The sequence below is a fragment of the Lysobacter sp. TAF61 genome, from assembly GCF_052113485.1.
GTDB lineage: Bacteria > Pseudomonadota > Gammaproteobacteria > Xanthomonadales > Xanthomonadaceae > Lysobacter_J.
In genome coordinates, this window is sequence record NZ_JBFRDH010000005.1 from 157,165 (window position 1) to 182,680 (window position 25,516).

The following is a 25,516-nucleotide window of genomic DNA, read 5'->3' on the forward strand; positions in this document are numbered from 1 at the left end:
CTCAGGATCGTCCGTAAACGTCCTCGAGACGGACGATGTCGTCCTCGCCGAGGTAGCTGCCCGACTGCACCTCGATCAGCTCGACCGGCTCGCTGCCGTTGTTGCGCAGGCGATGCACGCTGCCGAGCGGGATGTAGGTGCTCTGGTTTTCGTGCAGGTCGAACACCTTGTCATCGCACGTGACTTCGGCGACGCCGGACACGACGATCCAGTGCTCGGCCCGCTTGTGGTGCTTCTGCAGGCTCAGCGCCGCGCCGGGCTTGACCACGATCCGCTTGACTTGGAAGCGCTCGCCCACGTCGATCGAGTCGTAGCTGCCCCACGGGCGGTAAACCTTTCGATGGAACAGGTGCTCCTGGCGACCGGCCGCCTTTAGGTGGTCGACGATCGTCTTGACGTCCTGGACCCGATCTTTCCGCGCGACCAGCGTGGCGTCGGGCGTATCGATGATGACGAGATCTTCGACACCGATGGTAGCGATCATGCGACGGTCAGAGGCGCGTACCAGACAGCCCTTGGTATCGATCGAGATGACATCGCCATCATGGCGGTTGTCATCGACGTCGCGCTTAGCAACGGACCACAATGACGACCACGAACCGATGTCGCTCCAGCCACAGCTCACTGGGACCACGGCGGCACGATCAGTCCTCTCCATCACAGCGTAGTCAATGGAATCATTGGGACTGGCCGCGAACTGATCCTTGCCGACGCGGATGAAATCCAGGTCACCCTCCGACGCCGCGTAGGACAATTGCGCGGCTTCAAAGATCTCCGGAGCATGCCTGGCGAGTTCGTCGAGATAGCTCTTGGCCTTGAACAGGAACATGCCTGAGTTCCACGCGTATCCGCCCTCGGCGACATAGCGCTCGGCGGTAGTCGCGTCAGGCTTCTCAACAAAGCGTTCGACCTTGAAGCCGTCGTCGCTCAGACCTTCTCCGCGCAGGATGTAGCCGTAGCCCGTTTCAGCATAGTCAGGAGTGATTCCGAACGTCACCAGCCAGCCCGCCTCGGCCAGGCCCGTGGCCGCCGCCACCGCATTGCGGAAGGCAGACTCGTCCTCGATCAGGTGGTCAGCGGGCATCACCAAGAGGGAAGCGTCCGCGTCGTTGGCAATGACGTGCAGAGCGGCCAGAGCAATGGCTGGAGCCGTGTTGCGCGCGATCGGCTCCAGCAGTATTCCACCATTGGAAATGCCGATTTCCTGCAACTGCTCGCCAACCATGAACCGGTGATCACCGCTGCATACGGTGACGGGTGCCTGGGCGCCCGGCAATTTCGAGGCGCGAACCACAGTCTCTTGGTAAAGCGAGCGATCCCCGATCAGGGTCAGGAACTGTTTGGGCTGATTCTGGCGAGAGAGCGGCCAAAGGCGGGAACCGCTACCGCCGCTAAGGACAACGGGATGAAGCATCCTGGCTCCGGACTACATTTCATACGGCCCTTAAGGATAGCGGACTGCCCGCCACACGGACCAAAGGGCCATTGAGACATTTGCGCAGTTCCCCCCCGTTCAGTTCCCCGGCAGTGGAACCAGCGAGACAGCGTAGGAACCTCCAGTCCGCTAGAATTCAAGGTCCACGGCCTGATTTTTGGCCGCGCAACCCCACAGGAACCCCCGCACGATGAAGATTCTCGTCGGTTACAAGCGCGTGGTGGACTTCAATGTCCGCATCCAGGTCAAGCCGGACGGCTCCGGCGTGGTCACCGACGGCGTCAAGCTGTCGCCGAACCCGTTCGATGAAATCGCCCTGGAAGAGGCCCTGCGCTTGCGCGACAAGGGCATCGCGACCGAGGTCGTGGTCGCCACGATCGCCCCGGCCGATGCCCAGGCGCACCTGCGCAACGGCCTGGCCATGGGCGCCAACCGCGCCATCCACGTCGTCAGCGATGCCCCGATCCAGCCGCTGACCGCGGCCCGCGCCCTGCTCAAGCTGATCGAGAAAGAGCAGCCGGACCTGGTCATCCTGGGCAAGCAGGCCATCGACGACGACGCCAACCAGACCGGCCAGATGCTGGCCACGCTCTGGGGCCGCCCGCAGGCGACGTTCGCCTCGAAGCTGGAAGTTTCCGACGGCAAGGCCACGGTCACCCGTGAGGTCGACGCAGGCCTGGAAACGCTGGAAGTCGACCTGCCGGCCGTGGTCACGACCGACCTGCGCCTCAACGAGCCGCGCTTCATCAAGCTGCCCGACATCATGAAGGCCAAGAGCAAGCCGATGGAAACCATCGCCTTCGCCGACCTCAGCGTCGACACCGGCGATACGCTCAAGACCACCCACTTCGCCGCGCCGGTCAAGCGCAGCAAGGGCGTGATGGTGAAGGACGCGGCCGAACTGGTCGCCGCACTCAAGCAAAAGGGGCTGCTGTGATGAGCAAGGTACTGATCGTCGCCGAACACCTGGACGGCAAGCTCAACGCATCGACCGCCAAGTGCGTGTCCGCCGCGCAGGCGCTCAAGCCTGATTCCATCGACGTCGTCGTGCTGGCCGCCGACCCGGCCGCCGTCGCCGCGCAGGCCGCGCAGATCGCCGGCGTGGGCAAGGTCCTGGCTGTCGCCAATGCCGCCAACGCCAATGCCATCGCCCAGGTGCTGGCTCCGCAAGTGGCCAAGGCCGCCGCCGGCTACAGCCATGTGTTCGGCCCCAGCACCACCTTCGGCAAGGACCTGATGCCGTGCGTCGCCGCGCTGCTCGGCGTGGCGCAGGTGTCGGACGTGATGGCGGTGGAAGGCAGCCATACCTTCAAGCGCCCGATCTATGCCGGCAACGCGATCATTACGGTCGAAGCGCCGAGCGACCACGCCGTCGTCGCGACCGTGCGCACCGCCTCGTGGCCGGAAGCGGCCGAGGGTGGCAGTGCCGCCGTCGAATCGCTGGCCGTCGATGCAGCGCTGCCGGTCCACACGCGCTATGTCGGCCTGGCCGCCGGCAAGTCCGACCGTCCCGACCTGCAGAGCGCCAGGCGCGTGGTGTCCGGTGGCCGCGGCGTCGGCTCGGCTGAGAACTTCAAGATCGTCTATGACCTGGCCGACAAGCTCGGCGCTGCTGTTGGTGCTTCGCGAGCCGCAGTGGATGCCGGCTATGTGCCCAACGAACTGCAGGTCGGCCAGACCGGCAAGATCATTGCTCCGGAGCTCTACATCGCCGTCGGCATCTCCGGCGCGATCCAGCACCTGACGGGCATCAAGGACGCCGGCACGATCGTGGCGATCAACAAGGACGGCGATGCGCCGATCTTCGAGATTGCCGATATCGGGCTGGTAGGAGATCTGTTCGCACTGCTACCGGAACTTGAACGCGCACTGGCCTGATCAGAAGAGACGAACAATGGAATTGCGTTGCTTCAAGGCGTACGACGTCCGTGGTCGGGTTCCGGATGAACTCAATGAAGACATCGCCCGCCGCATCGGGCACGCTACGGCCGCCGTGCTCGGACCCGGCCCGGTTGTCCTCGGCCGCGACGTCCGCCTCAGCAGCCCCGCCCTGCAGGCCGCGCTCGCCGACGGCCTGATGGACGCTGGCCGTGACGTCATCGACATCGGCCTGGGTGGAACCGAGGAGGTGTACTTCCAGACCTTCCATCTTGGCGCCGCGGGCGGAATCATGGTGACCGCCAGCCACAACCCGATGGACTACAACGGGTTGAAGCTGGTGCGCGAAGGCTCGCGGCCGATCAGCGGCGATTCGGGCCTGTTCACGATCCGTGACGCCGCCGCGCGTGGTGAATTCAGCAACGCCCCTGTGCGCGGAACCCAGCACACAAACGAAGACAAGTCGGCCTACATCGAACACCTGCTGGGCTACGTCGATCGGACGGTGCTGAAACCCTTGAAGATCGTGGTCAACTCCGGCAATGGCGGCGCCGGTCTGGTAATCGACCAGTTGGCTTCGCACCTGCCGTTCGAGTTCATCCGCATCCAGCACGAGCCCGACGGAAGCTTTCCCAATGGCATTCCGAACCCGCTGCTCGCGGAAAACCGTGAGGCGACCTCGGTCGCGGTGCGCGAACACGGCGCTGACTTCGGCATCGGCTGGGACGGCGATTTCGACCGCTGTTTCTTTTTCGATGCCCAGGGACGCTTCATCGAGGGGTACTACCTCGTAGGCCTGCTGGCCAAGGCGCTACTCGCGCGAAATCCAGGTGGAAAGATCATCCACGACCCGCGCCTGACCTGGAACACCATCGAGATGGTGCGCGAGGCCGGCGGCATCCCCGTGCAAAGCAAGACCGGGCATGCCTTCATCAAGGAACGCATGCGCGCCGAAGACGCTATCTATGGCGGCGAAATGAGTGCGCACCATTACTTCCGTGATTTCGCTTATTGCGACTCGGGGATGATTCCCTGGTTGTTGATTGCCGAGCTGGTCTCGCGCACGGGGCAGTCACTGGCCGACATGGTCGAAGACCGGATGGCGGCGTACCCGTGCAGCGGTGAGATCAATTTCAAGGTTGCGGACGCCAAGGCGTCGATCGATCGGGTGATGGCACGTTTCGCACCGTTCCAACCCGAGCTCGACTACACCGACGGCATGAGTGCCGACTTCGGCGCCTGGCGCTTCAACCTGCGCAGTTCGAACACGGAACCGTTGCTGCGCCTGAACGTCGAGGGCCACGGAGACGCAAAGCGGGTGACCACCATGACGGATGTCATCGCGTCGTTGTTGCAGGACTGACCGGACGCGGCGCGCAATTCGGCAGCTCAATCCGACCAGCGATACCGTTCGGTCGCCCGCGCAAACGCTTCCCATGACGGCCCACCCCGGCGCTCGTACAGCATCGGGCCTGGATGCGGCCGTTGCACCGTACGCTCACGCGCAACCGGCTGCGTGACGAAGGCGTCCGACCGCAGCATCTTTAACGCGTAGAACGGCAACAGGCCCAGAAAGCTCTTCCGCTGCGAGCGAAAGCGCAGGCACAGGCCAACGTACCGCGCGCGCATGGCCAGTGTCGTCGGCACCACGCGCGCCTGGCCGTTCACGGACAGCGGCGACAACACACGGAACAGTGGGCCCGGCAGGCCGGCGCCGTGATAGAGACTGAACTGGCGCACTTCGCACTCGCGCCCGGCAACTAGGGCCAGCGCGGCCAGATGCGCCGCGTCATGATCGTGATGGCCGCCTTCCCAGGCCGGCACCAGCACTTCTCCGGCTGCAGTCGGCGCCAGCTTATTGCGCAGGTGCGGCACGACCTGATCCAGGCGCTCGTGCAACGACCCGTCTGCAATGCCCAGCTCCTCGCCGACAAAGTGCAGGCGATCCTGGGGAATACCCAATATGCGCAGGACTTCGACGCTTTCCAGGCGACGGCGCTCGATCGACTGGCCACCCCAGCCGCCGTCGGTCAGCCAGGCGACGTGAACCTCACGGCCATTGGCCGTCGCGCGCTCCAGATACGCAAAGATGGCGAACTCGTCGTCCGGATGGGCCAGTATCGCCAGCAATGGCAACGAGTCAGAACGCATCAAAGTCGAGTTGACCCAGCACGACGGCATCGGCATCGGGAACGCCCGCCTCCGGTCGCAGCGGTCTGAAGATCAGGTTCAGCGGACTCGGTCGGAACTGCTGCGGGATCTCGAACCATCTCATGGCCGGGTAACGGTGCCGCGGTCGCAGTCCAAGGTGCAGGCGTGCGCCGAAATAGCCGGCTGACAACGCCTGTTGGCCGGCAGCCTGCATCGGCAACTCATCCCAGGCCCACAACCGCGTGTGACCCGTCGTCGCCTGTGCACCCAGGACGCCGCTACCGGCGTCGACCAGGCGATACGGCCGCGCCGGATTGCTCACGCGCCAACTCAGGGACGCAGGTGACCAGTCGCGGTAGAACGATGCTTCGCGGCGGGTCGCCAAAGGGTCGGAGCCCTCGATGCGACCGATGCCGACGCGGGCATCGAGCGGTCTGACCAAGGTGAATCCGAGCTTGCGCAGGAACCCAGGAGTCGAATTTGCATTGGCAACGCCATAGGCCGCCGCGATGCCCAGGCGTTCGCCGAGTTCATAGGTCGCCTCCGCCAGTCGCGTGAACAAGCCTTTACCCTGGAAATCCGGATGGGTGGCGGTGTTGAGCGAGAGCATCACGCGCATCGGCTTGCCGTCGACGACGGCGCCAACCGGCACGCAGACGTAGTGCGCGGCAAGCACGTCGCCCTCCCACGCATCGCAACCGATGACTTCGCCTGCGGGGTTGTCGGCATACAGCCAGCGCAGGTACGTCGCGTTCAGATGTGGCGCATTGGGAAAGCAGGTGCGGAACAGCTGCTCATAGGCGGCCATTGCCTTGGGATCGGTGCTTACCGGTCGGATTTCCATTCGACTCCTTGCGTGTCAATTGCCTGGCTGACCGGGAGCGAGCACCCAAGCCGTGATGTCGGAAGGTAATGCATGCAGCAAGGGCACCAGCGGTAAGACACCAGCCGCCAGCAAGAGCGCCTTCGCAACAGGTACATCGCCGGCGCAACGAATACGCGAATACAGACCGCGTGCCGTGAGCGATGGCAGTCGCCGGCTGGCTACGACTTCCAACCCCGCCGATCGGGCGACGCTGGCCAGCGAACGCGAGTCAAAGTAATACAGGTGCGGAGAGGGCAAGCCCTTTTGCCATAGCCTGTCGAATGGTCCCGACATTCCCAGTCGCACCAGCCAGGTCGACAGGCGATAGAGCGCCCCACGGCGATCCGGCGCATTGACCACGACGACGCCTGCGGGATTGAGGTGGCGCACGCAATGCCTGAGCGCTTCGCCGACACTGGGAATGTGCTCAAGTACATCGTTGAACACAATCACATCAAACATCTCGCCATCGGCAAGAGTGCCTGGGAAGTATCCCCGTCGGACCGGCAGTCCGCGCGCGAGCGTGCGTGTGGCCACGGCGGCATCGGGCTCGATGCCGATCACGTCGAACGAACGAGCGGCCTTCTCGATGAACCAGCCATGCGCGCAACCGACTTCAAGCAGGCGCGGCTTGCCGGCTTTCGCATCGCGTTGGCCCAGGTGCTGCAGGGTCCAGTCCAGCAGCGTGTCGAAATTGTTTTCCCTTAGCGGACGCAGCGCCTGCTCACGCGCATCCTCGTCGATATCGACGCCTTTGCGATCCGTGATGAACCCCATCAGCGCAGAGGTCTCCAGCCCGCAACCGGCGCATCGCTTGTGCCAGTCCTTCAGGCCGTCTACAACACGTCCGCCGCAGGCTTCGCATTGAGTCTCCATCTCACCAGTCCCTGGAGCTAATGGCGATCCCGATGAGGATGATCAGCCCCCCGAGCAGGCTCGAATAGCGCAATCTCTCGCCCAGGACCAGCACTGACAGCAGCGGCACCAACAGGAAGCCCAGCCCGTAGAACGGGAATGCTACGGACAGCGGTACCCGCGCCAACACTGCCAGCCAAGCGATCGTCGCAATCCCATAAAGCGCCAGTGCGACCAACAGGGGCAGCGAGAAGTAACTGCGAATGTTGCCAAAGTCGATCGACGCAGCGGCATACTTGAACAGTACCTGCCCGCTGGCAAGCATGGCAATGGTGGCGATGATCATCGCCAGGGTCACAAAGTTCAAACCGTTACCATGCTGCATGTCGCAGTCCTCAGTGGCGGGCCAGCCTGCACACGGAACATGTCCCCGGTCTCGCTGGCGTGGTGAACCGTTGTCTTCTCTGATCTGCCTTCCCTAATCGAGCCCCGTGAAGCGCCTGCGCTGCAGTCGGGGATGGAGTGCCTGGCGGGGCGTGCTGGCGATATCGTAACCAAAAAAGGCCAGGAGGAGCTGCAGGCCAGAAACCAGCAGCACGGTGGCGATCATGATGGTACCCACCGGCGTGGTGGTGCCATGAGCGATGGCAGCCCACCAGTGCCATCCGCCAAAGATTCCGCCGAAGCCCAGCATTGCCACCGCCGCCACGAGCTCAAGCGAAGCCAATGACATGTCGCGCAGGAAGTAGCTATAGAGGATGCGCTTTGAGAAGTTCCGGAGATGCTTCACGAAGAACTCGCCAATGACCTTGGAGGCGGAAAGGCCGCTTGTCTCGTCGCCATAACGGGCATCCATCGGGATGTCGAGCACGACGGCACGCAGCGTGTTCAACCGGAAGAGTATGTCGGTCTCGAAGAAATAACGGTGACTGATCGATTCGAACGGCAACCGCTTTGCCACTTCCGCATGGATTGCCGTGTATCCATTGGTCGGATCGAAAATGTCCCAGTATCCGCTGGAGGCCTTGGCCATGAAGGACAGACCTAGGTTGCCGATCCTTCGCACCAGCGGCATCGACTTGATTTCGCGAAGGTCGAAGAAGCGGTTGCCCTTCGTATAGTCGGCGTCGCCAGCCAGGATCGGAGCGACGAAAGCGCCCAGCAGGGCCGGATCCATCTGTCCATCGCCATCGATCTTGACCATCACCGAGGCGCCATCTTCGATCGCACGGCGATAACCGTGCATGACGGCGCCGCCGACCCCCTCGTTCTGAGCATTGCGCAGCAGGATCACTCGCGTGTCGGCGATGTTGCGCGCGATGAAGTCGCCACTGCCCGCCGGACAAGCATCGTCGACGCAATATATCCAATCGACTTCCGGGCCAATGGCGGCAAGCACGCCTGCGATGTGGCTCGACACCTTGTAGCAGGGGATGACCACAGCCACGCCGGTGCGCCAGGTGCGCCGGCCGGCCGCGACATGCGTTTGGACGCCTACTTCCTGCCTCATCGGTATATCCAGCACTTGGAAATCAAAAACCCGGCGGCAGCAAGCGCCGCGTCGATGAGCGGCTTCGCCAGCCAGGCCACATGCAACCCCTGCCCCTGGTCGGTCCAGTTGACGGCCAGGGTGCTGATCGCGGTCATCGTGCCCCAACTCAGTGCAAAACGCAGCAGCGCGCCCCGGTCCAGCCGAGCGCCGCTGGCGGAGAAGGTGAAGCGGCCGTTCAACCAGAAGCCCAGCATCGCGCCACCGACCCGGCCGATAATGTTGGCTCCGATCGTGGCCATCCCGAAGTATGTGAGGACAACGAAACACAACCAGTCCACGCAGATCTGGACCAGTCCGACTAGAGTGTAGCTCAGCCCTTCACGAGCCCACGTCCGCACCGAGCCGCCTGGACTGCGTGCCTTGGGGGACCGCACGACTTCCGCGTCTTCCCGTTTGCCGGGACGGGAACTGCTGCTGGATGGGATTGGCATGGATTGGTCGTTGATCCGCAGGAAAGACCTCCGGCAGCTGCCGTGGAGGCAGCTCCGGCGCTCAGTGTCTGTCATCAGCGCGCCGGCGGCTCTCCAGATCGTGCTACCCGGAGGCTGTCAGGGGCCTAGAATTCCCGGCTCTTGAAATCAGCGTAGGCCTTCTCGATGCCGTCCTTCAGGCCCGTGCGCGCGCGCCAACCCAGCGCATTGAGCCGATTGGCCGAGAGCAGCTTGCGCGGCGTCCCGTCGGGCTTGCTCGAATCGAACACAATCTCGCCTTCGAAGCCCGCGACTTCCATGATCGTCTCCGCCAGCTCGCGGATGGTGACATCCGTCCCAAGGCCGACATTGAAGAGCCCTTCGCGCACGTCGCTTTCCATCAGGAACACGCACGCGTCGGCCATGTCGTCCACGTACATGAATTCGCGACGAGGCTTGCCGCTCCCCCAGACGACGAGTTCCTTGTCGCCCCGCGCCTTCGCCTCGTGCGTCTTGCGGATCAATGCCGGCAGCACATGGCTGTTGTTGAGGTCGTAACTGTCGTTCGGACCGTATAGGTTGGTCGGCATCACCGACACGTACGACGTGCCGTACTGGCGATTGAAGCTTTCGCAGAGCTTGATGCCGGCGATCTTTGCGATCGCATACGGCTCGTTGGTCTGCTCGAGCGGACCGGTCAGCAGGTACTCTTCCTTGATGGGCTGTGGGCAGTCACGCGGGTAGATGCAGCTCGATCCCAAGAACAACAGGCGCTGCACCCCGGCTTGATGCGCAGCACCGACGACGTTCGACTGGATCAGCAGGTTCTGGTAGATGAAATCAGCCCGCAACGTATTGTTCGCTTGGATGCCACCCACCTTGGCTGCGGCCAGGAAAATGTACTCGGGCTTTTCCGCCTGCATGAAATCGACGACAGCCGCCTGGTCGAGCAGGTCCAGCTGCTCGCGGGTGCGGGTCACCACGTTGGTGTACCCACCCACCTGCAGCCGCCGAACGATCGCAGACCCCACCATTCCCCGGTGGCCGGAAACGAATATCTTGGAATCCTTGCGAAGTACGTCAGTGCTCATTGGCTAACCTGGAACTCTTATTCGTGGCGGTTGGGTGCGAAGTAACCGTGGCGCTTGACCAGCTCGTCACGTTCAGCCGCCTTCAGGTCCTCGCGGACCATCTCCGAGACGAGTTCGTTGAACGTGATCTTCGGCGACCAGCCCAGCTTCTCTTTCGCCTTGCTGGCGTCGCCGAGCAGGGTTTCCACTTCGGCCGGCCGGAAATAGCGCTCGTCGACGGCAACGATGCAATTGCCCTTGTCGTCGTAGCCCTTCTCGTCGACGCCCTCGCCTTCCCAGCGCACGTTGATTCCCAGCTCGGCGGCGGCGGCGTTGACGAAGTCACGGACGCTGAACTGGACGCCCGTGGCGATGACGAAGTCTTCGGCCGTCTCCTGCTGGAGCATCAGCCACTGCATTTCCACATAGTCCTTCGCATGGCCCCAGTCGCGCAGGGAGTCCAGGTTCCCGAGGAAAAGGCAGTCCTGCAGGCCCAGCTTGATTCGCGCCAGTGCGCGCGTGATCTTGCGCGTGACAAATGTCTCACCGCGGATCGGCGACTCGTGGTTGAACAGAATGCCGTTGCAGGCATACATGCCATACGACTCGCGGTAGTTGACCGTGATCCAGTAGGCATAGAGCTTGGCAACCGCATAGGGGCTACGCGGATAGAAAGGTGTGGTCTCCTTCTGCGGGACTTCCTGGACCAGACCGTACAACTCCGAGGTCGAGGCCTGGTAGAAGCGCGTCTTCTTTTCCAGGCCCAGCGTGCGGATGGCTTCCAGCACGCGCAGTGCGCCCAGGGCGTCGGAGTTCGCGGTGTATTCCGGCTCTTCGAATGAGACGGCGACATGGCTCTGCGCGGCGAGATTGTAGATCTCGTCCGGCTGCACGTCCTGGATGATGCGGATCAGGCTGCTGGAATCGGTCATGTCACCGTAGTGAAGGACGAAATTCCGGTCGCGTACGTGCGGATCCTGGTACAGATGGTCGATGCGATCGGTGTTGAAAAGTGACGTGCGGCGCTTGATGCCGTGCACGATGTATCCCTTTCCGAGCAGAAACTCGGCCAGGTAGGCTCCATCCTGTCCCGTGACGCCAGTTATAAGTGCTTTCTTCATGTCAATTCCCAAACTAAAGTCAAAGTTCGCTTTTCTTGTTTGACGAACGCAGGTTTTCGACCTGCACCATCACCATCTTTTGAACCATGTCCTCGAAGCTCACCGTCGGCTCCCATCCGAGCACGCGCCGGGCTTTCGCAGGATTGGCTTGCGTCTGCCCCGATTCAAGCGGCCTGACGAGGTCCGGGTCGCTGACCACGCTGTCGCGCCAGTCGAGTCCGACCGAGCGATAGGCGACCTCACATAGCTGGCGCAGACTGTGCAGCTTGCCGGTGCCGATAACGAAGTCATCGGCAGCGTCGTGCTGCAACATCAGCCACATTGCCCTTATGAAATCGCCGGCATAGCCCCAGTCTCGCGCGATATCGAGATTGCCGAGCGCCAAGCGCCCGCCTTCGACTATCGGCCGCCCCATTTCGTTGACTTCCAGCGAGTCGACGATACCCAATGCGGCACAGGCAGCGCCATGAGAGATTTTCTGAGTCAGGAAATGGAGAGGCCGCCGTTCGCTCTCATGATTGAACAAAATTCCGTTGGAGATGAACAACCCGTAGCTGTCGCGATAGATCCTCGCCATCTGGTGTGCGTACACCTTGGCGGCGGCATAGGGATTGACGGGGTTGAATGCGGTGGTCTCGTCCTGGGACGCCCCTGCCGTCGGACCGAACATTTCGGACGACGACGCGTGGTAGACCTTGCAGTCAGGGCGGTGGTGGCGCACCGCTTCAAACAGCCGCACGGCTCCAAGCCCGTTGACCAACAGGGTCTCGGGCGCGCGCGACCAAGACTCGCCCGGCCGCGACTGCGAAGCCAGATTGTAAATTTCGTCTGGGGCGGCCTCGTGAATAGCCGAGGCGATATCGACGCCCTCAGCCATGTCACCGAACAGGACTTCAATCCGACCGGCCAGATGGCTGGCGGCGTTATGCCTGAACCAGCTTTCGCGGCGAACGAGCCCCGCGACCTGATACCCCTTGTCGAGCAGAAACTCCGCGAGAAGCGATCCATCCTGGCCCGTGATGCCGGTAATTAGCGCACGCTTCGTCAACGTCTGGAGCCTCCATGGTGCGGGCGCTCAGGCGGACCCCAGTTGCTGTGTACGCCGAGCGAATTAACCTCGCATGCTATCACGGCGACGTGACTTCGGTCTCGGCCGGCTGGTCGGCGAGTGCCTTCGGGGCGGGACTCGCAGGCGCCCGGGAGGTGACCTGCAGAGAGACGAAGCCGATGCCCAATCGTCGCGGGTCCTCGCTGATACGGAGCTCCTTCATGGACTTGGCCCACGGAATTTCGAAGGCAATCGCCCTCTGGTTTCCGTCCGTGCTGTAGTCCAAGGACAACTCCTGGGGCTGAGGGAGGCGGATTTCCCGCCGATCCGTGCCTACTACGACTCCGATCGGCTCGTTCGTGTCTCCGATCGTGTGGCCCTTGAGAAGCAACGTGAATTCTCTGGGCAACGGATTGGAGAACTGAAGGACGACGCGGGTGCCGTCGGACCAGGTTCCCCACGGCTCGGGTGAAGAAAGCCCCTGCTTGGACGAGATCACACCAGGCCAGGATCCGGCGGTGAAATCGATGCTCTGGACCTCCGGTCCCAGTCGCGCGAGCGTGAAGCCACCGAACTGCGCCTGTTCGCGGGCAGACGCGGGCAGCGCGTGCTCACCGATCACGAGCAACCAGCGGGCAGTTCCAGGCACCTTGGCGTCAGGCACGATCTCACCCTCCGGGATAACCACATTGGTCGCATTGGGGTTGTCCAGGTAGAACATCGCCCGATACGAGGCCGAGTGGTCCGCGCCAACGACCAGTGTCGGCTCGACGGAGCGCCCAATGTACTGGCGGGCAAAAATGCCGGCCGACGCATAACTGTCGGCCACCATGGCCTGGCGCAACTCGCCGTTGGCCCTCCAGCCAGAGATCGCCACCACCAGTGGAAACAGTGCGAAGAGAAACACGCGCGACCCGACCTTGGCGTTGAATATCCAGGTGACCATAGTCACCACGCCAAGTGCGGCCATTACGCGGAACACCACCGGACTGATCGTCAGCCCCCGCAGTTCCGGGCTGTCGACAATGCCTGGAACGAATCCGTCGAGGAGGCCGGTGATGGCAAGGATCGCCAGCACGCCAAACGCTGCGGCGGGCAGGGCTCCACGGATACCGGGGCGGATTGTCGATGGAGAAATCTGCCCTGCCACCACAACCAGCAGCAACGGGATCGCGAAATTGTAGTAACGCATATGCAGCCGCGCGATCGATTCCATGGCGTTGGACCCCGCAACATTCGCCGTGAACAACGTCGTCATCGCAAGCAGGCATGCAAACACGAAGAACGTAAAGAGTCGAACCTGGTCACACTCCGCTCGAATTGCGGCGGAGCCTTCGCTGCGCGGCGGAAAGTAGAAGACCGCGGCGAGGGGAAGCGCATAGAGCGCAGCCAACGCCATGGCGTGACCCTTGAGACTGAGCAACCCCTGGATGACCAGGCGCAGGGCCCTGCCTTCGTCCTGGGACGATGGAGTAACCGAGCCATACACCTGCCCGAACAGGCTCAGCCCAGATGGCCCTGCCAGCAGGTACCCAAGGCCGAACCGCACGACCAGAGCCGCGATGACCAGCCCGGCCAGGGCCATAAGGGCACTGGTTGCGGGCCGTGCGTGGCGAAGGACGGCGAAACGTCCGGCAACAAACGCCATCACCGCGGGCAAGAGGAAAATCGCGTGCGCCTTGACCAGGCCCATCATGGCTAACACGGCGCCAAGGGTCATGCCATAGAGGAAGGGGCGCGATCCACTGCCCTTGAGCGCCAGCCACGCCAGCACCCAAAACATCAGCAGATACATCGACTCCGGCATGAAGTACGCCGTGTACGTGTTGATCGGCCCCAGCAACGCGAGGATCGCAACCAGCAGCGACACAGGCTTGCTGGCCACGCGCCTGCACACCAGGTACACGAACGGCAACGCCGAGACGAGGAAGACGACGTTCAACATCCGCGTGCAATCGAGGAAACCAGTTCCACAGACGTTGGTTCCCTTGAATGCCAGGAAATACAGATATGACGGAACACCCACCACATCCAGCGCGAGCAGGCGCGCCGACTTGCTATAAACCCACTCGTCCGGAACCGACAGGTACAGGCCGGCATTCCGGAGCAACAGATATGCGCACAGCAAAACCGCCGCCACGAGCATTAACGGCATGAACGACCTCCGCTGCGACGGCTCCCCTATTCCTGCGCCTGCGGTCATTTCATTTCTCCCCGATTCCATCGACTTCAACTCCCTCACCATTAATGCCAGCCTTGCTTCTGGTTGTAGTTGAGCATTGATTCACCAAACCCCGGTATGTCCCGGATCGGCATTTCCCACACCAAGACCTTCGGCAGCCCTGTCCCACGGCGCCGCGCAAACTCGGACTCGATCTCGCGTCGGTTCGCCCAGAACGCCTCGAATGTCTTGAATGACCCCTGCCCGGCCACTGGGCGGTTCTGCACCTCCGCGTTGTCCAGGTGCAACCCGAGCTGGCCGGCAAAACCGACCGGCTGAGGAACCGAGGTGTATTGCCCCGTATAACTGGTCCCAATCGCAACGACCAACGACGTCGGCGCCGTCGGGAAGGGATAGCCGCGACCCTCTTCTCCATTGAGCAGGCGATCCTCGTACTCGTATATCGACCGAAGCCTGGTAGTCACTTTCGGCAGCGGATCGTACGCTTCGGCCATGTCAGCCACGAAGTGGCCCACGTAGTAAGTGGGGCTGATCGGACTCCTCGCCTTGATGGTCGTCACGCTAGCGATCGACCTGGCCGTTGCGTCGGCAGCCAGGCGGATGCCTTCGCCACTCCAATGGCTTTCACCGCGTGGATACAGCACAGCATCGGGATGGCCCATCAATGCACCGCGATACACCTGCCAAAGATCGACGTTCGTCACCTTTAGTGCATCAAGCGCCCGGTGGAACTCACCGTACACCTCGCCGGACCTGTCACTCGACAGCGGGTCCCTGCTGATCAGATCAACCCCGGAGATCGGCCAAGCGATCCACTCCTGGTGCACCCCCAGCTTGGGCGGAACCGGTACGACCACCAGCTTCCAGCCCTCGCGCTCGAGCTGCTCGTTGTAGGCTGCGATTATCTCCGCGACACGGTCGACCTCCGCGTCGATCCGCGGGCTCGATCCCCGCGCCACCCAGATCTCGCCCGTCAGAAACAGCGCTATCGGTTTGCGTCCGCCCATGAAGATCCATTCGGGCGATTGACCAAGAGCGACGCGGATACTGTTACCCGCCTGGGCGACCAGCCTCACGCCAGCGAGGCCGTTGATACTCCTTTTAAGCGCGACGTAGTCAGGCTGCCACAGGCCGTTCGGCATCAGACCGTCGAAGGTCTGCGCGGGGTTGCGGATTATGGTCGTCCACGGCCATGGCGACGTCGACCTGCCAGGCAGGCCGAAAGCGCTGATGCCGATGAACATAGCGGCTAGCCCGAAGTAAGCCAGGAGAACGGGATTGATGAGCCTCTTCATGGTCAGAACTGGAAATAGAGGAAGGGAATTTCGTTGCTGCTCGCAGAGATCACCAGTGCGAGGACGAACACAGCAAAAAGGATCCACTGCGAACTGAGCGAAAACTGCCGCTCGTGCATTGGCCCTGTTCCAACTACCCGCGGTTCGAGCTTGATCCAGAACCACCAGCCGACCAGCGCCATCAGCACGGCCGGAACATGCCTTTGCATCAGCGCGGGATTGAACTGCTCCATTAGCCCGTTGCGGCCGACCATGCCGGAAAAGATGCGCCCCGCCTGTTCAAACGAATCGCTGCGGAAGAAGACCCAGCCCACCACCACGAGCAGGAACGTAATTGCCTGCCTCGCCAGCACCGGAATACGGGCTAGGCGATCCTCACCGACCAGCCGCTCGAACACCAGAAGCACGCCATGGTAGGCCCCCCACGCGACGAAGGTGAAGTTGGCACCATGCCAGAGCCCTCCGATGAGCATCGTGAGGAACAGATTCAACGCAACCCGCCAACGTGGACAGCGATTGCCACCGAGGCTGATGTATCAAGTAGTCGCGCAGCCACTGCGACAAGGTCATGTGCCAACGCTGCCAGAACTGCGTGATGCTTACGGCGCGGTACGGCGAACGGAAGTTGTCGGGAAACCCGAAACCTATGCAGAGGCCCAGACCCGTCGCCATCAGGGAGTATCCCCAGAAATCGAAATAGAGCTGGAATGTATACGCGGCGGCGCCGATCCAGCTCTGGACGAGATCGGGCTTTTCCGTCGAGAACGCATACGGTACGAACACCGCGAAATGATCGGCGAACAGGCTCTTGATGGCGAATCCAAGCGCGAACACCGAGAACCCCCGACTGAGGTACTGCCCAGACCAGCTGCCAAACTGCGACGCCATGTCGGTGTAACGGACGATAGGGCCGGCGATGAATCGCGGGAACATCGCCAGGAACGTCAGGTAATCCACCCATCGGATGGGCCGCTTAATCTTTCCCCGGTAGGCGTCGATTGCGAAGCTCAAAGCCTCGAACACATAGAAGGAAATACCCGGAGGCAGCACCACGACGCCGCCACCGCCAAAGTATGGAAGCATCGCCGTCTGAAGCGGCACGAGCGCCGGCCAAAGGGTCGCGAACCAGTTGAGATACTTGAAGAGGGCCAGCACGACCAGCGCGAATACGACCGCGCCTGCAACGGAGATTCGCTGGACGACCCGATTGTTCGACAGCAGGATCGGCAGCGTACACAGGTACGTGCCGCCCACGACGAACAGGAACAACAGCGGCCAAAGCACGTTTCCGTAGCCGTAGAACAGCAATGTCGACGTGACGATGGCAACCCGAGCAGCCAGCTGAAATCGTCGGTTGAACGAACAAAGGCGCAGGCCCATGAGGGCCAGTGGCAGAAAGTAAAAGAGAAACAACGGATCAGTAAAGAGCATTGCGCCGCGCCATGCAAAGGAGCCTGCCCGCTACGAGCGTCCGCCCAGCCGATGTGTTGCCGACTCAGGGAGCCGGATGAGTTATTCGTGGATGCTAAACGAGATCAAACCCACGCCTACCCTGCGTGAGTCGTTCGCGGATGGTGACGAGGTCTTGGGAACGCTGATCTCGATTGAATCGACATTTGATACACCGTCGAACACCAGGTTGGCGGACTGATCTTCACTCCCAAGCAGGATGAAACCCTTTTCCTGGTTGCCGACGCGCACGGTCAGTTTCTGCTGGGCATTGAGACCAAAGTAATCGCGAGCTTTGATCCGAAGGGTAAAGTGCTGCGGCAGCGGCGACCGCAGGCGAAGCTTCGTCGGCCCCAGATTGGCATCAGTCCAGCGGCCCCAGCTTTCCGGTCCAGACAAGCCGGTGATTTCTGTCACGAACTCCGGTGCGCCCGGCCGCGAGAAGTCCATACCCTCTGCGAGCGTCGCCGCATAACGGGGAATTACCGATCCGGCATTGGCGACGACCAAGGACTTGGCTTCGGCGCTTTCCTGTGTCTGGGCTGCGGAAGTTCCGCCCGTGTCCGCTAGGGTGGACGGCGCCGGATCCCGGCTGCAAGCCCCCGTTGTCAACAGAGCGCACGCGCACCCCGCGTAAAGTAATGCACGGATGTTCATCAGAGTACCGGTTGGTTTGGCAAAGCGGGATCATATATGCTCGGGAACAGTCATGTGTCAGCGCCCAGGGAACGGCTCAAGCGGAGCTCTGACGCCAGGGGGCGCCTGCGCTCCCACGCCCCAGCGTCACTGACTAAGGAGAGATCCATCTCGGGAACAGGCGCGCCAAAAGTGAACGGCTGACCCCTCTGTTCCACCGCAGGGACGCCAGCATCGTCCGCACGGACACTTCGCGGGCAAACCGCGTCGGATGTAGGCGTTCATCGACCCGACTCCGAACGACCACGTGTGCGTACTTGTAGAGCCATATGTCCGAGACTGCGCCGAACTTCTGCCTGAGCATGCCGTTGATTTCCGCATGCACCGCAATCGAGGCACCCAGCGTCTTGTTGTCCGAGTACAGTCGCGACCCTGCGAGCTTCTCGGGCAGATAGCCGAATCGCACCCCGGCCCTGGCCAGCCGTAGCCAGTACTCATAGTCCATGCAGTAGTTCAGCGACTCGTCCAGCAGGCCATGCGTGGCCACGACGCGGCGACGCATGAACAGTGCGGGCTGGCAGATGAAGCAGGTCTGGATCAGCCGCTCAGGACTCCAGTCTTCGGTCGGATACGATTCGAACGCAACATCGTCGATATCGATGTGGTCGGCCATTCCGTAGACGACATCGACATCCGGATTGGCTGCGAAGTACGCGTGGACGCGGGCAAGCGCACCCGGATAGTAAACGTCGTCGGAGTTGAGCCAGCCGATTATTTCACCATCGCTGGCCACCAGCCCCTTGTTGACCGCGTGCGTCTGCCCCCCGTCCGGCTCGGACGTCCAGCGAACACCGCGGCCAAAGCCTGCCAGCACCGACGTAGTGGAATCGGTGCTGCCTCCGTCGAATACCACGTGCTCGACCTCGACGCCCTGCTGGCCCGCGACGCTTTCGAGCGTGCGACCGATGAACTGCCCCTGGTTGTAGGAAGGGGTGACGACGCTGATTTTCATGCGCTCAATGTGTATCCCGATACATCAGGACCGACAAACCCTTCGTGTGGAGTTCGTCGGAGTCAAGTCCAGTCAAGCCACTGGCGAGGTCCAGGAGCGCAGGGTCGACCTCACCGTGCATCATCGGCACGACCCACTCAATGCTCAGCGGGCACGCTTCGAAGTGCTCGCGCATTTTCTGGATACCGACCCGGTTGATGGCTTCGCTGTCATAGATCCATTGGATCGCCTCCTGGAGGTCGATGGCCGCAGTTGCAGGCCATTTGTCTTCCAGGTAGCACATCATCTGCTCGCGATCCCAGACTAGGTGCGCCCACGGCGGCACGAGCTGCGACATCTCGCCAAAGTGGTGGAGGTGGTGCCCGTAGGCGCACGTCCATAGGGGCTCGAAGCTCAGCAACACCTTGCCGCCGGGCTTGAGCACGCGATGGATCTCGCGTAGCGCCTGGGGAACATCGGCGATGTGCTCGAACGTCGACATCGACACTACCGCGTCAAACGTGCAATCGGCGAACGACAGGTCCTGGGCGTTCATGTAGCGCAGCTGCCCGTGGGTGCCGCCCACCTTCCTGTCCTCGTCGGCCTCGATGTCCAGCCCGACCCCGACGTAACGCGAAACTCCCAGCTCGAAGCATTTCTCCATCGCATAGCCATGGGGGGAGGCACCGATGTCCAGCAGGCAGGCCCCTTGCAGCGGTCGGACCTTGTTGAACTCGCCCACGACCAGATGGTTGTAGGCGCGTATCTCGTCCAGCATCGCCGAATTCGTCTGCGATGCGTTGAACAGGTCGATGCTATCGATGAAGGCCCGCAGCTCCCCTGCTCCGTCGAGCGGATTGATTGCGCCAGCGGAACCCCGGGAGGTCCACTTGCGGAGGTACTGCCTGAGACCCAGCCAACGCCGTCCTGACGACATTCCCCACCTCAGATGTGATCGAACCTGACCTCGTTGAGCTTGATCGAGAGCTCGCGGTTGTCATCGAGCCCCATGATCTCGCGTGGAATGAAATACGAGCCGCTCTTGATCTCGACGTGGACCCGCTGTCCCTGCAGACCACTCACGTCGGCAGCCAATCTGAACTGCCCAGGATCATCGAGCAAGCGACGGTCCGCCACGGTACCTTCCACGAGCAGCTGGACCTCAAACCGGTCATGTCGCACCTGTGGCACGTGCTCCAGGCGGTACTGCAGCGTCTGCGCGTCGCCCGGGATCTCCAGTTGGGCGATGAAGCTCGGACCGATCCAGCCATCGTTGTGCTGGCCATGGAAACTGGTGTCCCTGGTCACGACCTTTCGCAGGAGACCTGGCACGCGTTGCGACAACCATCCATAGACCAACCGGTCCCGCGCCATCTTCGGCGAGTACAGCGTAGTCATGAGCAGCTCCCACATCGCCGACAACAGCTTGCGCTGCCTGAACGCCTGCTCCGCCCGGCGCGCGTGATGGCGGGCATGGTCGCTGAAGTGCTTTCGATAGGCCCAGTGCGACAGCTCGCAGCGCCACCGGAGCGGCGACAGCCAGCTGCCCCAATGCTTCCTGCTGACCCCGATCGACAACTCCAGCACTTCCGCTTCTGTTCGCTGCGCCGACTTTGATTCGTCGTGCATGCGATAGGTGCTCCACAGCTCGTCGACCTTGTGGATCCAGTAGTGACGACTGAAACGGCAGAACAAATCGTAATCGAGGGCGTGGTGTTCGTTGACGTCGAGCAGGCCGCAGCGCTCGCTGACCTCCTTGTGCCAGAACACCGACGGCTGCGGGATCGTGTTGTAGCCACGCTTCCAGATCGCCAGGTGCTCGAAGTGCGAAATGTACTCCGCCGGGTGCTCGACGCCGACATAACGTGAGTTCACTCCGGTGAACAGACTGCGCCCCATGACCACATGGCGGTCACGCGACGGATCGATCTCGCGCGCGACGCTATGGAGCACCCGCGGATACAGCGTGTCATCGGAATTCAGGAAACCCAGGATGGTGCCGGTCGCGCGACGGAAGCCGCGATTCAGCGCGTCGGCCTGGCCGTCGTCCTTCTCCGCGAACAGCCTGAACACGCCCGGATATGCCTGCACGAACTCCTGCGCGATCGCCACCGAATCGTCGCGAGAACCGCCATCCTGGATGATCACTTCCAGTGCGGGGTACTCCTGGTCGACCAGGCTTTGCAGGGTCTCGCGCAGGTACTGCCCCTGGTTGAAGGACGGGACCACGATCGAGATGGTCGGCAGGTTGCTCATGAATTCGCACCGTATAGCTCGTTGTAGACGCGCTGATAGACAGAGAGGGTTTGCACGGCGCTGCGCCGTGACGCGAACAGGCCCCTGCGACGGAGCGCGGCCTCGCTCAATTCGGCACGCAGTTCGGGCTTCGTGGTGATCTCGACGAGGGCATCGCTGATGGCGTCGACCTCCTTCGGGTCGAAGGTCAGCGCGGCATCGCCGGCGATTTCGGGCAAGGAGGTCGCGTTCGAGCACAGGACCGGTTTGCCGGCGATGATCGCTTCGGCCACGGGCATGCCGTAGCCCTCGAACAACGACGGGAACACCAGTGCCAGGCAGCCCTGGAACAGGGCTCGGATCTCCAGCGGCGAGCGGTAACCCAAGTGCACGATCCGCGACTCCAGGCTACGCTCGCGAATCATCGTTGCCGCCGGATGATCCGCCGGGAAGGCACCTCCGGTCAGCACCAGCTTCACGTCACGGGGCAACCGGTCCATGGCGCGACTGAAGGCATCGATCAGGCGCGCATGGTTCTTGTGCGGCCAACAGTGCGCCGGGAAGAACAGGAACGGCGTGTCGATTCCAAGCGCAGCCAGTAATTGCGTGCGCTTTGCCGGCGCGATTGCCTGCCAGACGTTGCGACTGGGAATGATCCAGATCGTCGTCATCTTCTCCAGCGGCACGCCGTACTGGCGATGCACGTCTTGGCGAGTGAACTCCGAGATGCAGATGATGTGGCTCGCGCGTTCGGCCGAGGTGCGATACAGAAGCTCGCGCTCCTCGTACTGCTCCGGCGTGAAGAACTCCGGGTAGTGGAGATGCTGCAGATCGTTGATCGTCAGGATTCCCGGAAACCCGAGGAGATCGGGATGGGTATAGCCCGCCACGGAGTGCACCATGTCGAAATCCAGGCGCCGGTAGTTGGCGAGGTTGCGCATGGCGGTGTTGAGGATCGGCGACCTGCCGACACTCTCGCCCAGACCATTCACCAGCAACGAACGCAGCGCCTCGGTTTCGCGCTCGGCGTGATCCGAGTAATGCGTCCTGATCTTGAATTCCGGCGGGAAACTCCATTCGCAGCAGGCGCTGCGCGGTGCCAGCACCCGGTACTCGTTGCGACGGTCGACCTGCCCGATTGCCGAGACCAGCTCATAGGTGGCCTGCTCGATGCCGCCTGCGTGGCCGAGCTCCATCCAGCGCAGGTCGAACAGGAGCTTGAACGGCTTGCGCTCCTTGATCCGGACGGCCTTGTCCACAAGCTTCTGGAAGCCTGGTGCAGCAGCGGGAATGGAGTTGTTGGCCTGCAGGTATTGCTTGGCGGTCGCCACGACGTTGGCGCAGGATGCAGGCTCGGTAAGCGCTTCGACGAGCTGGCCGGCGAACCTGGAGGGATCATCGTGCAGATAGCACTGGATGCCGTCGACGGCGCCCGTGCCCTCCGCGGCCATTGTCGTGCAGACGACCGGGACCTGCATCGACCACGCTTCGAAGATCTTCTGGCGAACGCCACCGCCGTAGCGCATCGGAACGATGTAGGCGCTCGCATTCCAGAAATAGGGACGGATGTCGGGCACGTTGGCGTGGAGTTCGCACTGCCGGGTCTCGGCCATCGCGCTTTTCAGCGCCTCCGCTGGGACCATGCCCACCGCCTGGAACACGGCGTCCGGCGCCTGCTCCAGCACCTTCGGCCATATCTCCTTCAGGAAGTAGAGGACGGCATCGACGTTGGGGGGATGGGCGAGATGGCCGGTGAACAACACGATCCGACGCCCATCGCGTGGCCAGGCCGGGTCGGGAGGCGTGTAGTACTCGGTGTCAACCGAAATGGCGGCGACGCCCGATTCGGCGCGCATGGTGAAGAGCTTGCTGGCGCGCTCCTGGTCCAGCGCGGACACAAACCCAACCACGTCGGCTCGATCGACGACCTTTTGTTCCTGCTGATGGACCGCCGCAACCTCGGCTGCGCTGACTGGCTGGCGTCCCGGCGTGGCAATTGCACGATTGAAGTAGTCGGCGCGAACGTCGTGGAAGTACACCACCTTGCCCCCCATCGGCGGCAGGTAGTCCATCCATGGCTCGATATTTGTCTGGATGAGAACCACTGCTTGCCAGTGGCCACCGTTGATTGCATGGAGCAACTGTGGCGCGCAATTGGACAGTATGCAGAGCTTTTCGAGCGTATCGGCTGGCCGCCCTTCGAGCTTCAACAGGCGACGGTACAGCCAGTGCCGGACCCGGCCGGGCACCCGGTGCACCCATCCACGCAGTTGCGCGCGGGGTTCCTCCGCAAGCATTGTCACTACCGGCGCCGGCGGGCGCGGCCAGAAGTACGACCCGCTCAGGAATGACTCGAGGTTCGCAACGCCCTGCGCGGGAAAACTGTCGTAGCAGGGCGCGACGACGCCCACCCGGTAGTGCTGCGCCAGGTGGCGCAGGTTGAAATAGTCGACCCCCATCTTCCCCGGGAAGTACGGCAGGTCCGTCGTCAGGACAAGCGCACCCGGCTTTTCGTTCGCTTTGCTCATAGTACTTTGAAGAAACTCCCCAGTTTCCACCACCAGCGCTGCCGCAACGCTTCCAGTTCGGCATCCCTTCTGCATACCTCCGCCTGGAAGTTCGCATGCAACGACTCGAGTTGTGCCGCCCTCGCGCGCTCGGAATCCAGCGCAGGATACAGCCCGTTCAACTCCTGCAGGCGGCGGTGCACTTCGCCTTCCAGTTCCGATACCCGTTGACCCTGCGCCTGGATGACAGCAGCGCGATCGCACCGGTCCTGCTCGACCTGCGCAAACTTTCGCAGGACTTCCTCGAGCTGGGCATACAGCCCGGATAGTTCACCAAGGCGCACATGCAGCTGCCCCTCAAGCTCGGCAATACGCTGGCCCTGGTCTTCGATGACCGCGCCACGGTCGTGCCGGTCGCGTTCTGCAGCGACGTAGCGGGCCTCCATTTCCTCGAGATGCGCATGCACGATGGCCGCGGCCGCGCCATTGCCCGCATACAACGCGTTGAGCTCCTCCAGCCGGGCGTGGTGCATTGCTTCCAGTTCGGATATCTGCCGACCCTGTGCCTCTATCAATGCCCCACGGTCGGCCCGGTCGCGCTCGACCGCGGCCAGGTGCCCCTGCAACTCCAGCAGCTGTGCCTGGGCGGGGTGGGTCTCCCATTCCGCGGGGGTATACGGCTTTATCCGCGCATGGGCATCGTTGAGGTCCTGGATCCTTTGGTGAATCTGTCCTTCGAGCTCGGAGATGCGCGCGCCCTGCGACTGGATGACGACCCAGCGATCAGCCCGGTCGCGCTCGGCCTCTTCGAAGTGGCCCTGCAGGTCGGCCAGTTGCGCCCGGGCGAGGTTGCGCTCATTCGAGAACGCATCCGCACGCACATAGAGCTCCTGCAGCTGCTGATGCAGCGCGCCGATCTCCGATTCCAGGACGGGCGCGCGATCGTACCGGTCCTTCATGTCGAGCAGCGCCAGGCCAATGCGCCCTTGGGGCGTCGCCAGCAGCGAGGCATCGATCCGCGCCTGGTCGTTGACCTGCAGGGGCGACCGGCTGACGACGATACACATGTCGTAGTGGGCGAAGACCGCGGGTTCGAAGGCGACGTGGTCGGCGCCGAGCCGATGGAAGAACTCGACGGCAGACCGCTTGCTGTAGAGGTAGAGGTGCTCGTCTTCCTTCAGCTGCTCCATGAATGACGACTTCGATTCGACTAGCGTTTCGAACTGCATCCCTTCCCTGAACTCGGGCATCTGTATAAGCAGGATGCCATCAGGCTTCAACAGGCTCAGGCAGTGGGACATGGTCGCCACCGGATCCGGAAGGTGCTCCATGACGTCCATCATTGCGATCACGTCGATGCTTCCCGGCTCGATGTCGAGGTTCTCGACCGGACCCAGCTCGATGTCGATTCCGAAGGTCTTCTTGCCCAACTCCACGACCCATGGGCTCATTTCCACGCCGGAGGCTTGAAAACCGCATTGCTTCATCAGTGCGACGAAGCTTCCATGGGCGCAACCAAGTTCTACCGCGCGAGCGGATGGCACCCGGTACTTGAGCAACGTTCGCAGCCAGTAGAGGTTCCGCTCCGGCAGGTCGGTGCGCGTCCTCGCGTTGATGTCGGGCTGATCGAGTTCCGCCGACTGGTGATCGAGCCAGTAGTTCTTACCGTAGAAGTCCGATTCGTCGTCAACCACGACAAGCTCGTCGCTCGACAAGCCCTTCTGCGAAACGAGCGTCCCGCAGGTCGTGCACTCCAGATAGTCCGGGCCGAATTCCCTGAAGGAACTCGCACCGCACCAGCAGTCCGATCTGACCGCACTCATTGGCACATTAGTC

Annotated in this window: 23 protein-coding genes; 3 read left to right on the forward strand and 20 right to left on the reverse strand. The window is 62.4% G+C overall.

Annotation, left to right across the window (positions count from 1 at the left end; all coding sequences use genetic code 11):
• Window position 1: 1 nt before the first annotated feature.
• The gene (locus AB4Y64_RS12705) at window positions 2-1,414 is read right to left on the reverse strand and encodes a mannose-1-phosphate guanylyltransferase/mannose-6-phosphate isomerase (protein WP_441816822.1); all 1,413 of its coding nucleotides are present in this window, start codon (window positions 1,412-1,414) and stop codon (window positions 2-4) included.
• A gap of 211 nt (window positions 1,415-1,625) precedes the next feature.
• Here AB4Y64_RS12705 and AB4Y64_RS12710 point away from each other — a divergent pair, with 211 nt between their 5' ends.
• Genes AB4Y64_RS12710 through AB4Y64_RS12720 form a run of 3 tightly spaced genes read left to right on the forward strand, consistent with a single transcriptional unit; the run spans window position 1,626 to window position 4,676 of the window.
• Window positions 1,626-2,372: an electron transfer flavoprotein subunit beta/FixA family protein gene (locus tag AB4Y64_RS12710; protein ID WP_441816823.1), complete on the forward strand. Its 747-nt coding sequence runs from the start codon at window positions 1,626-1,628 to the stop codon at window positions 2,370-2,372.
• Window positions 2,372-3,313, forward strand: a complete 942-nt coding sequence (locus AB4Y64_RS12715; RefSeq protein WP_441816824.1) for an electron transfer flavoprotein subunit alpha/FixB family protein — start codon at window positions 2,372-2,374, stop codon at window positions 3,311-3,313. Before AB4Y64_RS12710 ends, AB4Y64_RS12715 begins: the two co-directional genes overlap by 1 nt.
• A gap of 16 nt (window positions 3,314-3,329) precedes the next feature.
• Window positions 3,330-4,676, forward strand: a complete 1,347-nt coding sequence (locus AB4Y64_RS12720) for a phosphomannomutase (RefSeq protein WP_441817016.1) — start codon at window positions 3,330-3,332, stop codon at window positions 4,674-4,676.
• A gap of 26 nt (window positions 4,677-4,702) precedes the next feature.
• Here the strand turns inward: AB4Y64_RS12720 and AB4Y64_RS12725 are convergent, their stop codons facing one another.
• From AB4Y64_RS12725 to AB4Y64_RS12815, 19 genes are all read right to left on the reverse strand, one after another.
• A complete protein-coding gene (locus AB4Y64_RS12725) occupies window positions 4,703-5,500 on the reverse strand; it encodes a PIG-L deacetylase family protein (RefSeq protein ID WP_441816825.1) in 798 nt (265 codons plus the stop codon).
• Window positions 5,454-6,308, reverse strand: a complete 855-nt coding sequence (locus AB4Y64_RS12730; RefSeq protein ID WP_441816826.1) for a GNAT family N-acetyltransferase — start codon at window positions 6,306-6,308, stop codon at window positions 5,454-5,456. The genes AB4Y64_RS12725 and AB4Y64_RS12730 overlap by 47 nt, the downstream gene beginning before the upstream one ends.
• Window positions 6,309-6,323: 15 nt before the next feature.
• Complete coding sequence (locus AB4Y64_RS12735; protein ID WP_441816827.1) at window positions 6,324-7,106, reverse strand: class I SAM-dependent methyltransferase; 783 nt, start codon at window positions 7,104-7,106, stop codon at window positions 6,324-6,326.
• Window positions 7,107-7,206: 100 nt separating this feature from the next.
• Window positions 7,207-7,569: an EamA family transporter gene (locus AB4Y64_RS12740; protein ID WP_441816828.1), complete on the reverse strand. Its 363-nt coding sequence runs from the start codon at window positions 7,567-7,569 to the stop codon at window positions 7,207-7,209.
• 93 nt (window positions 7,570-7,662) lie between these two features.
• Window positions 7,663-8,694, reverse strand: coding sequence for a glycosyltransferase family 2 protein (locus AB4Y64_RS12745; RefSeq protein ID WP_441816829.1), 1,032 nt, complete (start codon window positions 8,692-8,694; stop codon window positions 7,663-7,665).
• A complete protein-coding gene (locus tag AB4Y64_RS12750) occupies window positions 8,691-9,242 on the reverse strand; it encodes a GtrA family protein (RefSeq protein ID WP_441816830.1) in 552 nt (183 codons plus the stop codon). Before AB4Y64_RS12750 ends, AB4Y64_RS12745 begins: the two co-directional genes overlap by 4 nt.
• Window positions 9,243-9,292: 50 nt before the next feature.
• The gene (locus tag AB4Y64_RS12755) at window positions 9,293-10,237 is read right to left on the reverse strand and encodes a GDP-L-fucose synthase family protein (protein WP_441816831.1); all 945 of its coding nucleotides are present in this window, start codon (window positions 10,235-10,237) and stop codon (window positions 9,293-9,295) included.
• Between the two features lie 17 nt (window positions 10,238-10,254).
• The gene (gene gmd / locus AB4Y64_RS12760; protein WP_441816832.1) at window positions 10,255-11,337 is read right to left on the reverse strand and encodes a GDP-mannose 4,6-dehydratase; all 1,083 of its coding nucleotides are present in this window, start codon (window positions 11,335-11,337) and stop codon (window positions 10,255-10,257) included.
• Between the two features lie 19 nt (window positions 11,338-11,356).
• Complete coding sequence (locus tag AB4Y64_RS12765) at window positions 11,357-12,385, reverse strand: GDP-mannose 4,6-dehydratase (RefSeq protein ID WP_441816833.1); 1,029 nt, start codon at window positions 12,383-12,385, stop codon at window positions 11,357-11,359.
• A gap of 79 nt (window positions 12,386-12,464) precedes the next feature.
• On the reverse strand, window positions 12,465-14,540 hold the full coding sequence (locus tag AB4Y64_RS12770; protein ID WP_441816834.1) for a DUF7024 domain-containing protein: 2,076 nt from the start codon (window positions 14,538-14,540) through the stop codon (window positions 12,465-12,467).
• An 89-nt stretch (window positions 14,541-14,629) separates the two neighbouring features.
• Complete coding sequence (locus AB4Y64_RS12775; RefSeq protein ID WP_441816835.1) at window positions 14,630-15,862, reverse strand: alginate O-acetyltransferase AlgX-related protein; 1,233 nt, start codon at window positions 15,860-15,862, stop codon at window positions 14,630-14,632.
• 2 nt (window positions 15,863-15,864) lie between these two features.
• Window positions 15,865-16,260, reverse strand: coding sequence for a hypothetical protein (locus AB4Y64_RS12780; protein WP_441816836.1), 396 nt, complete (start codon window positions 16,258-16,260; stop codon window positions 15,865-15,867).
• Window positions 16,238-17,293, reverse strand: coding sequence for an MBOAT family O-acyltransferase (locus AB4Y64_RS12785; protein ID WP_441816837.1), 1,056 nt, complete (start codon window positions 17,291-17,293; stop codon window positions 16,238-16,240). The genes AB4Y64_RS12780 and AB4Y64_RS12785 overlap by 23 nt, the downstream gene beginning before the upstream one ends.
• Window positions 17,294-17,374: 81 nt before the next feature.
• Window positions 17,375-17,968, reverse strand: a complete 594-nt coding sequence (locus tag AB4Y64_RS12790) for a DUF7024 domain-containing protein (protein ID WP_441816838.1) — start codon at window positions 17,966-17,968, stop codon at window positions 17,375-17,377.
• A gap of 133 nt (window positions 17,969-18,101) precedes the next feature.
• Window positions 18,102-18,959, reverse strand: coding sequence for a glycosyltransferase family 2 protein (locus tag AB4Y64_RS12795; protein WP_441816839.1), 858 nt, complete (start codon window positions 18,957-18,959; stop codon window positions 18,102-18,104).
• A gap of 4 nt (window positions 18,960-18,963) precedes the next feature.
• Window positions 18,964-19,875 (reverse strand): methyltransferase domain-containing protein, encoded by a 912-nt coding sequence (locus tag AB4Y64_RS12800; protein WP_441816840.1) that lies wholly within the window; start codon window positions 19,873-19,875, stop codon window positions 18,964-18,966.
• Between the two features lie 8 nt (window positions 19,876-19,883).
• Window positions 19,884-21,194, reverse strand: a complete 1,311-nt coding sequence (locus tag AB4Y64_RS12805; RefSeq protein ID WP_441816841.1) for a glycosyltransferase family 2 protein — start codon at window positions 21,192-21,194, stop codon at window positions 19,884-19,886.
• Window positions 21,191-23,701, reverse strand: coding sequence for a glycosyltransferase (locus tag AB4Y64_RS12810; protein WP_441816842.1), 2,511 nt, complete (start codon window positions 23,699-23,701; stop codon window positions 21,191-21,193). The genes AB4Y64_RS12805 and AB4Y64_RS12810 overlap by 4 nt, the downstream gene beginning before the upstream one ends.
• Complete coding sequence (locus tag AB4Y64_RS12815; protein ID WP_441816843.1) at window positions 23,698-25,503, reverse strand: methyltransferase domain-containing protein; 1,806 nt, start codon at window positions 25,501-25,503, stop codon at window positions 23,698-23,700. Before AB4Y64_RS12815 ends, AB4Y64_RS12810 begins: the two co-directional genes overlap by 4 nt.
• Window positions 25,504-25,516: the final 13 nt, after the last annotated feature.

Bases quoted from the DNA above. Each gene is read 5' to 3' on its own strand.
- AB4Y64_RS12805 (WP_441816841.1), bottom strand. From the start codon at position 21,194: ATGAGCAACCTGCCGACCATCTCGATCGTGGTCCCGTCCTTCAACCAG.
- AB4Y64_RS12800 (WP_441816840.1), bottom strand. From the start codon at position 19,875: ATGTCGTCAGGACGGCGTTGGCTGGGTCTCAGGCAGTACCTCCGCAAG.
- AB4Y64_RS12755 (WP_441816831.1), bottom strand. From the start codon at position 10,237: ATGAGCACTGACGTACTTCGCAAGGATTCCAAGATATTCGTTTCCGGC.
- AB4Y64_RS12715 (WP_441816824.1), top strand. From the start codon at position 2,372: ATGAGCAAGGTACTGATCGTCGCCGAACACCTGGACGGCAAGCTCAAC.
- AB4Y64_RS12725 (WP_441816825.1), bottom strand. From the start codon at position 5,500: ATGCCGATGCCGTCGTGCTGGGTCAACTCGACTTTGATGCGTTCTGAC.
- AB4Y64_RS12790 (WP_441816838.1), bottom strand. From the start codon at position 17,968: ATGAACATCCGTGCATTACTTTACGCGGGGTGCGCGTGCGCTCTGTTG.
- AB4Y64_RS12705 (WP_441816822.1), bottom strand. From the start codon at position 1,414: ATGCTTCATCCCGTTGTCCTTAGCGGCGGTAGCGGTTCCCGCCTTTGG.
- AB4Y64_RS12735 (WP_441816827.1), bottom strand. From the start codon at position 7,106: ATGGGGTTCATCACGGATCGCAAAGGCGTCGATATCGACGAGGATGCG.
- AB4Y64_RS12720 (WP_441817016.1), top strand. From the start codon at position 3,330: ATGGAATTGCGTTGCTTCAAGGCGTACGACGTCCGTGGTCGGGTTCCG.
- AB4Y64_RS12740 (WP_441816828.1), bottom strand. From the start codon at position 7,569: ATGCAGCATGGTAACGGTTTGAACTTTGTGACCCTGGCGATGATCATC.
- AB4Y64_RS12795 (WP_441816839.1), bottom strand. From the start codon at position 18,959: ATGAAAATCAGCGTCGTCACCCCTTCCTACAACCAGGGGCAGTTCATC.
- AB4Y64_RS12710 (WP_441816823.1), top strand. From the start codon at position 1,626: ATGAAGATTCTCGTCGGTTACAAGCGCGTGGTGGACTTCAATGTCCGC.
- AB4Y64_RS12810 (WP_441816842.1), bottom strand. From the start codon at position 23,701: ATGAGCAAAGCGAACGAAAAGCCGGGTGCGCTTGTCCTGACGACGGAC.
- AB4Y64_RS12785 (WP_441816837.1), bottom strand. From the start codon at position 17,293: ATGCTCTTTACTGATCCGTTGTTTCTCTTTTACTTTCTGCCACTGGCC.
- AB4Y64_RS12750 (WP_441816830.1), bottom strand. From the start codon at position 9,242: ATGACAGACACTGAGCGCCGGAGCTGCCTCCACGGCAGCTGCCGGAGG.
- AB4Y64_RS12770 (WP_441816834.1), bottom strand. From the start codon at position 14,540: ATGCCGTTAATGCTCGTGGCGGCGGTTTTGCTGTGCGCATATCTGTTG.
- AB4Y64_RS12775 (WP_441816835.1), bottom strand. From the start codon at position 15,862: ATGAAGAGGCTCATCAATCCCGTTCTCCTGGCTTACTTCGGGCTAGCC.
- gmd (WP_441816832.1), bottom strand. From the start codon at position 11,337: ATGAAGAAAGCACTTATAACTGGCGTCACGGGACAGGATGGAGCCTAC.
- AB4Y64_RS12745 (WP_441816829.1), bottom strand. From the start codon at position 8,694: ATGAGGCAGGAAGTAGGCGTCCAAACGCATGTCGCGGCCGGCCGGCGC.
- AB4Y64_RS12815 (WP_441816843.1), bottom strand. From the start codon at position 25,503: ATGAGTGCGGTCAGATCGGACTGCTGGTGCGGTGCGAGTTCCTTCAGG.
- AB4Y64_RS12730 (WP_441816826.1), bottom strand. From the start codon at position 6,308: ATGGAAATCCGACCGGTAAGCACCGATCCCAAGGCAATGGCCGCCTAT.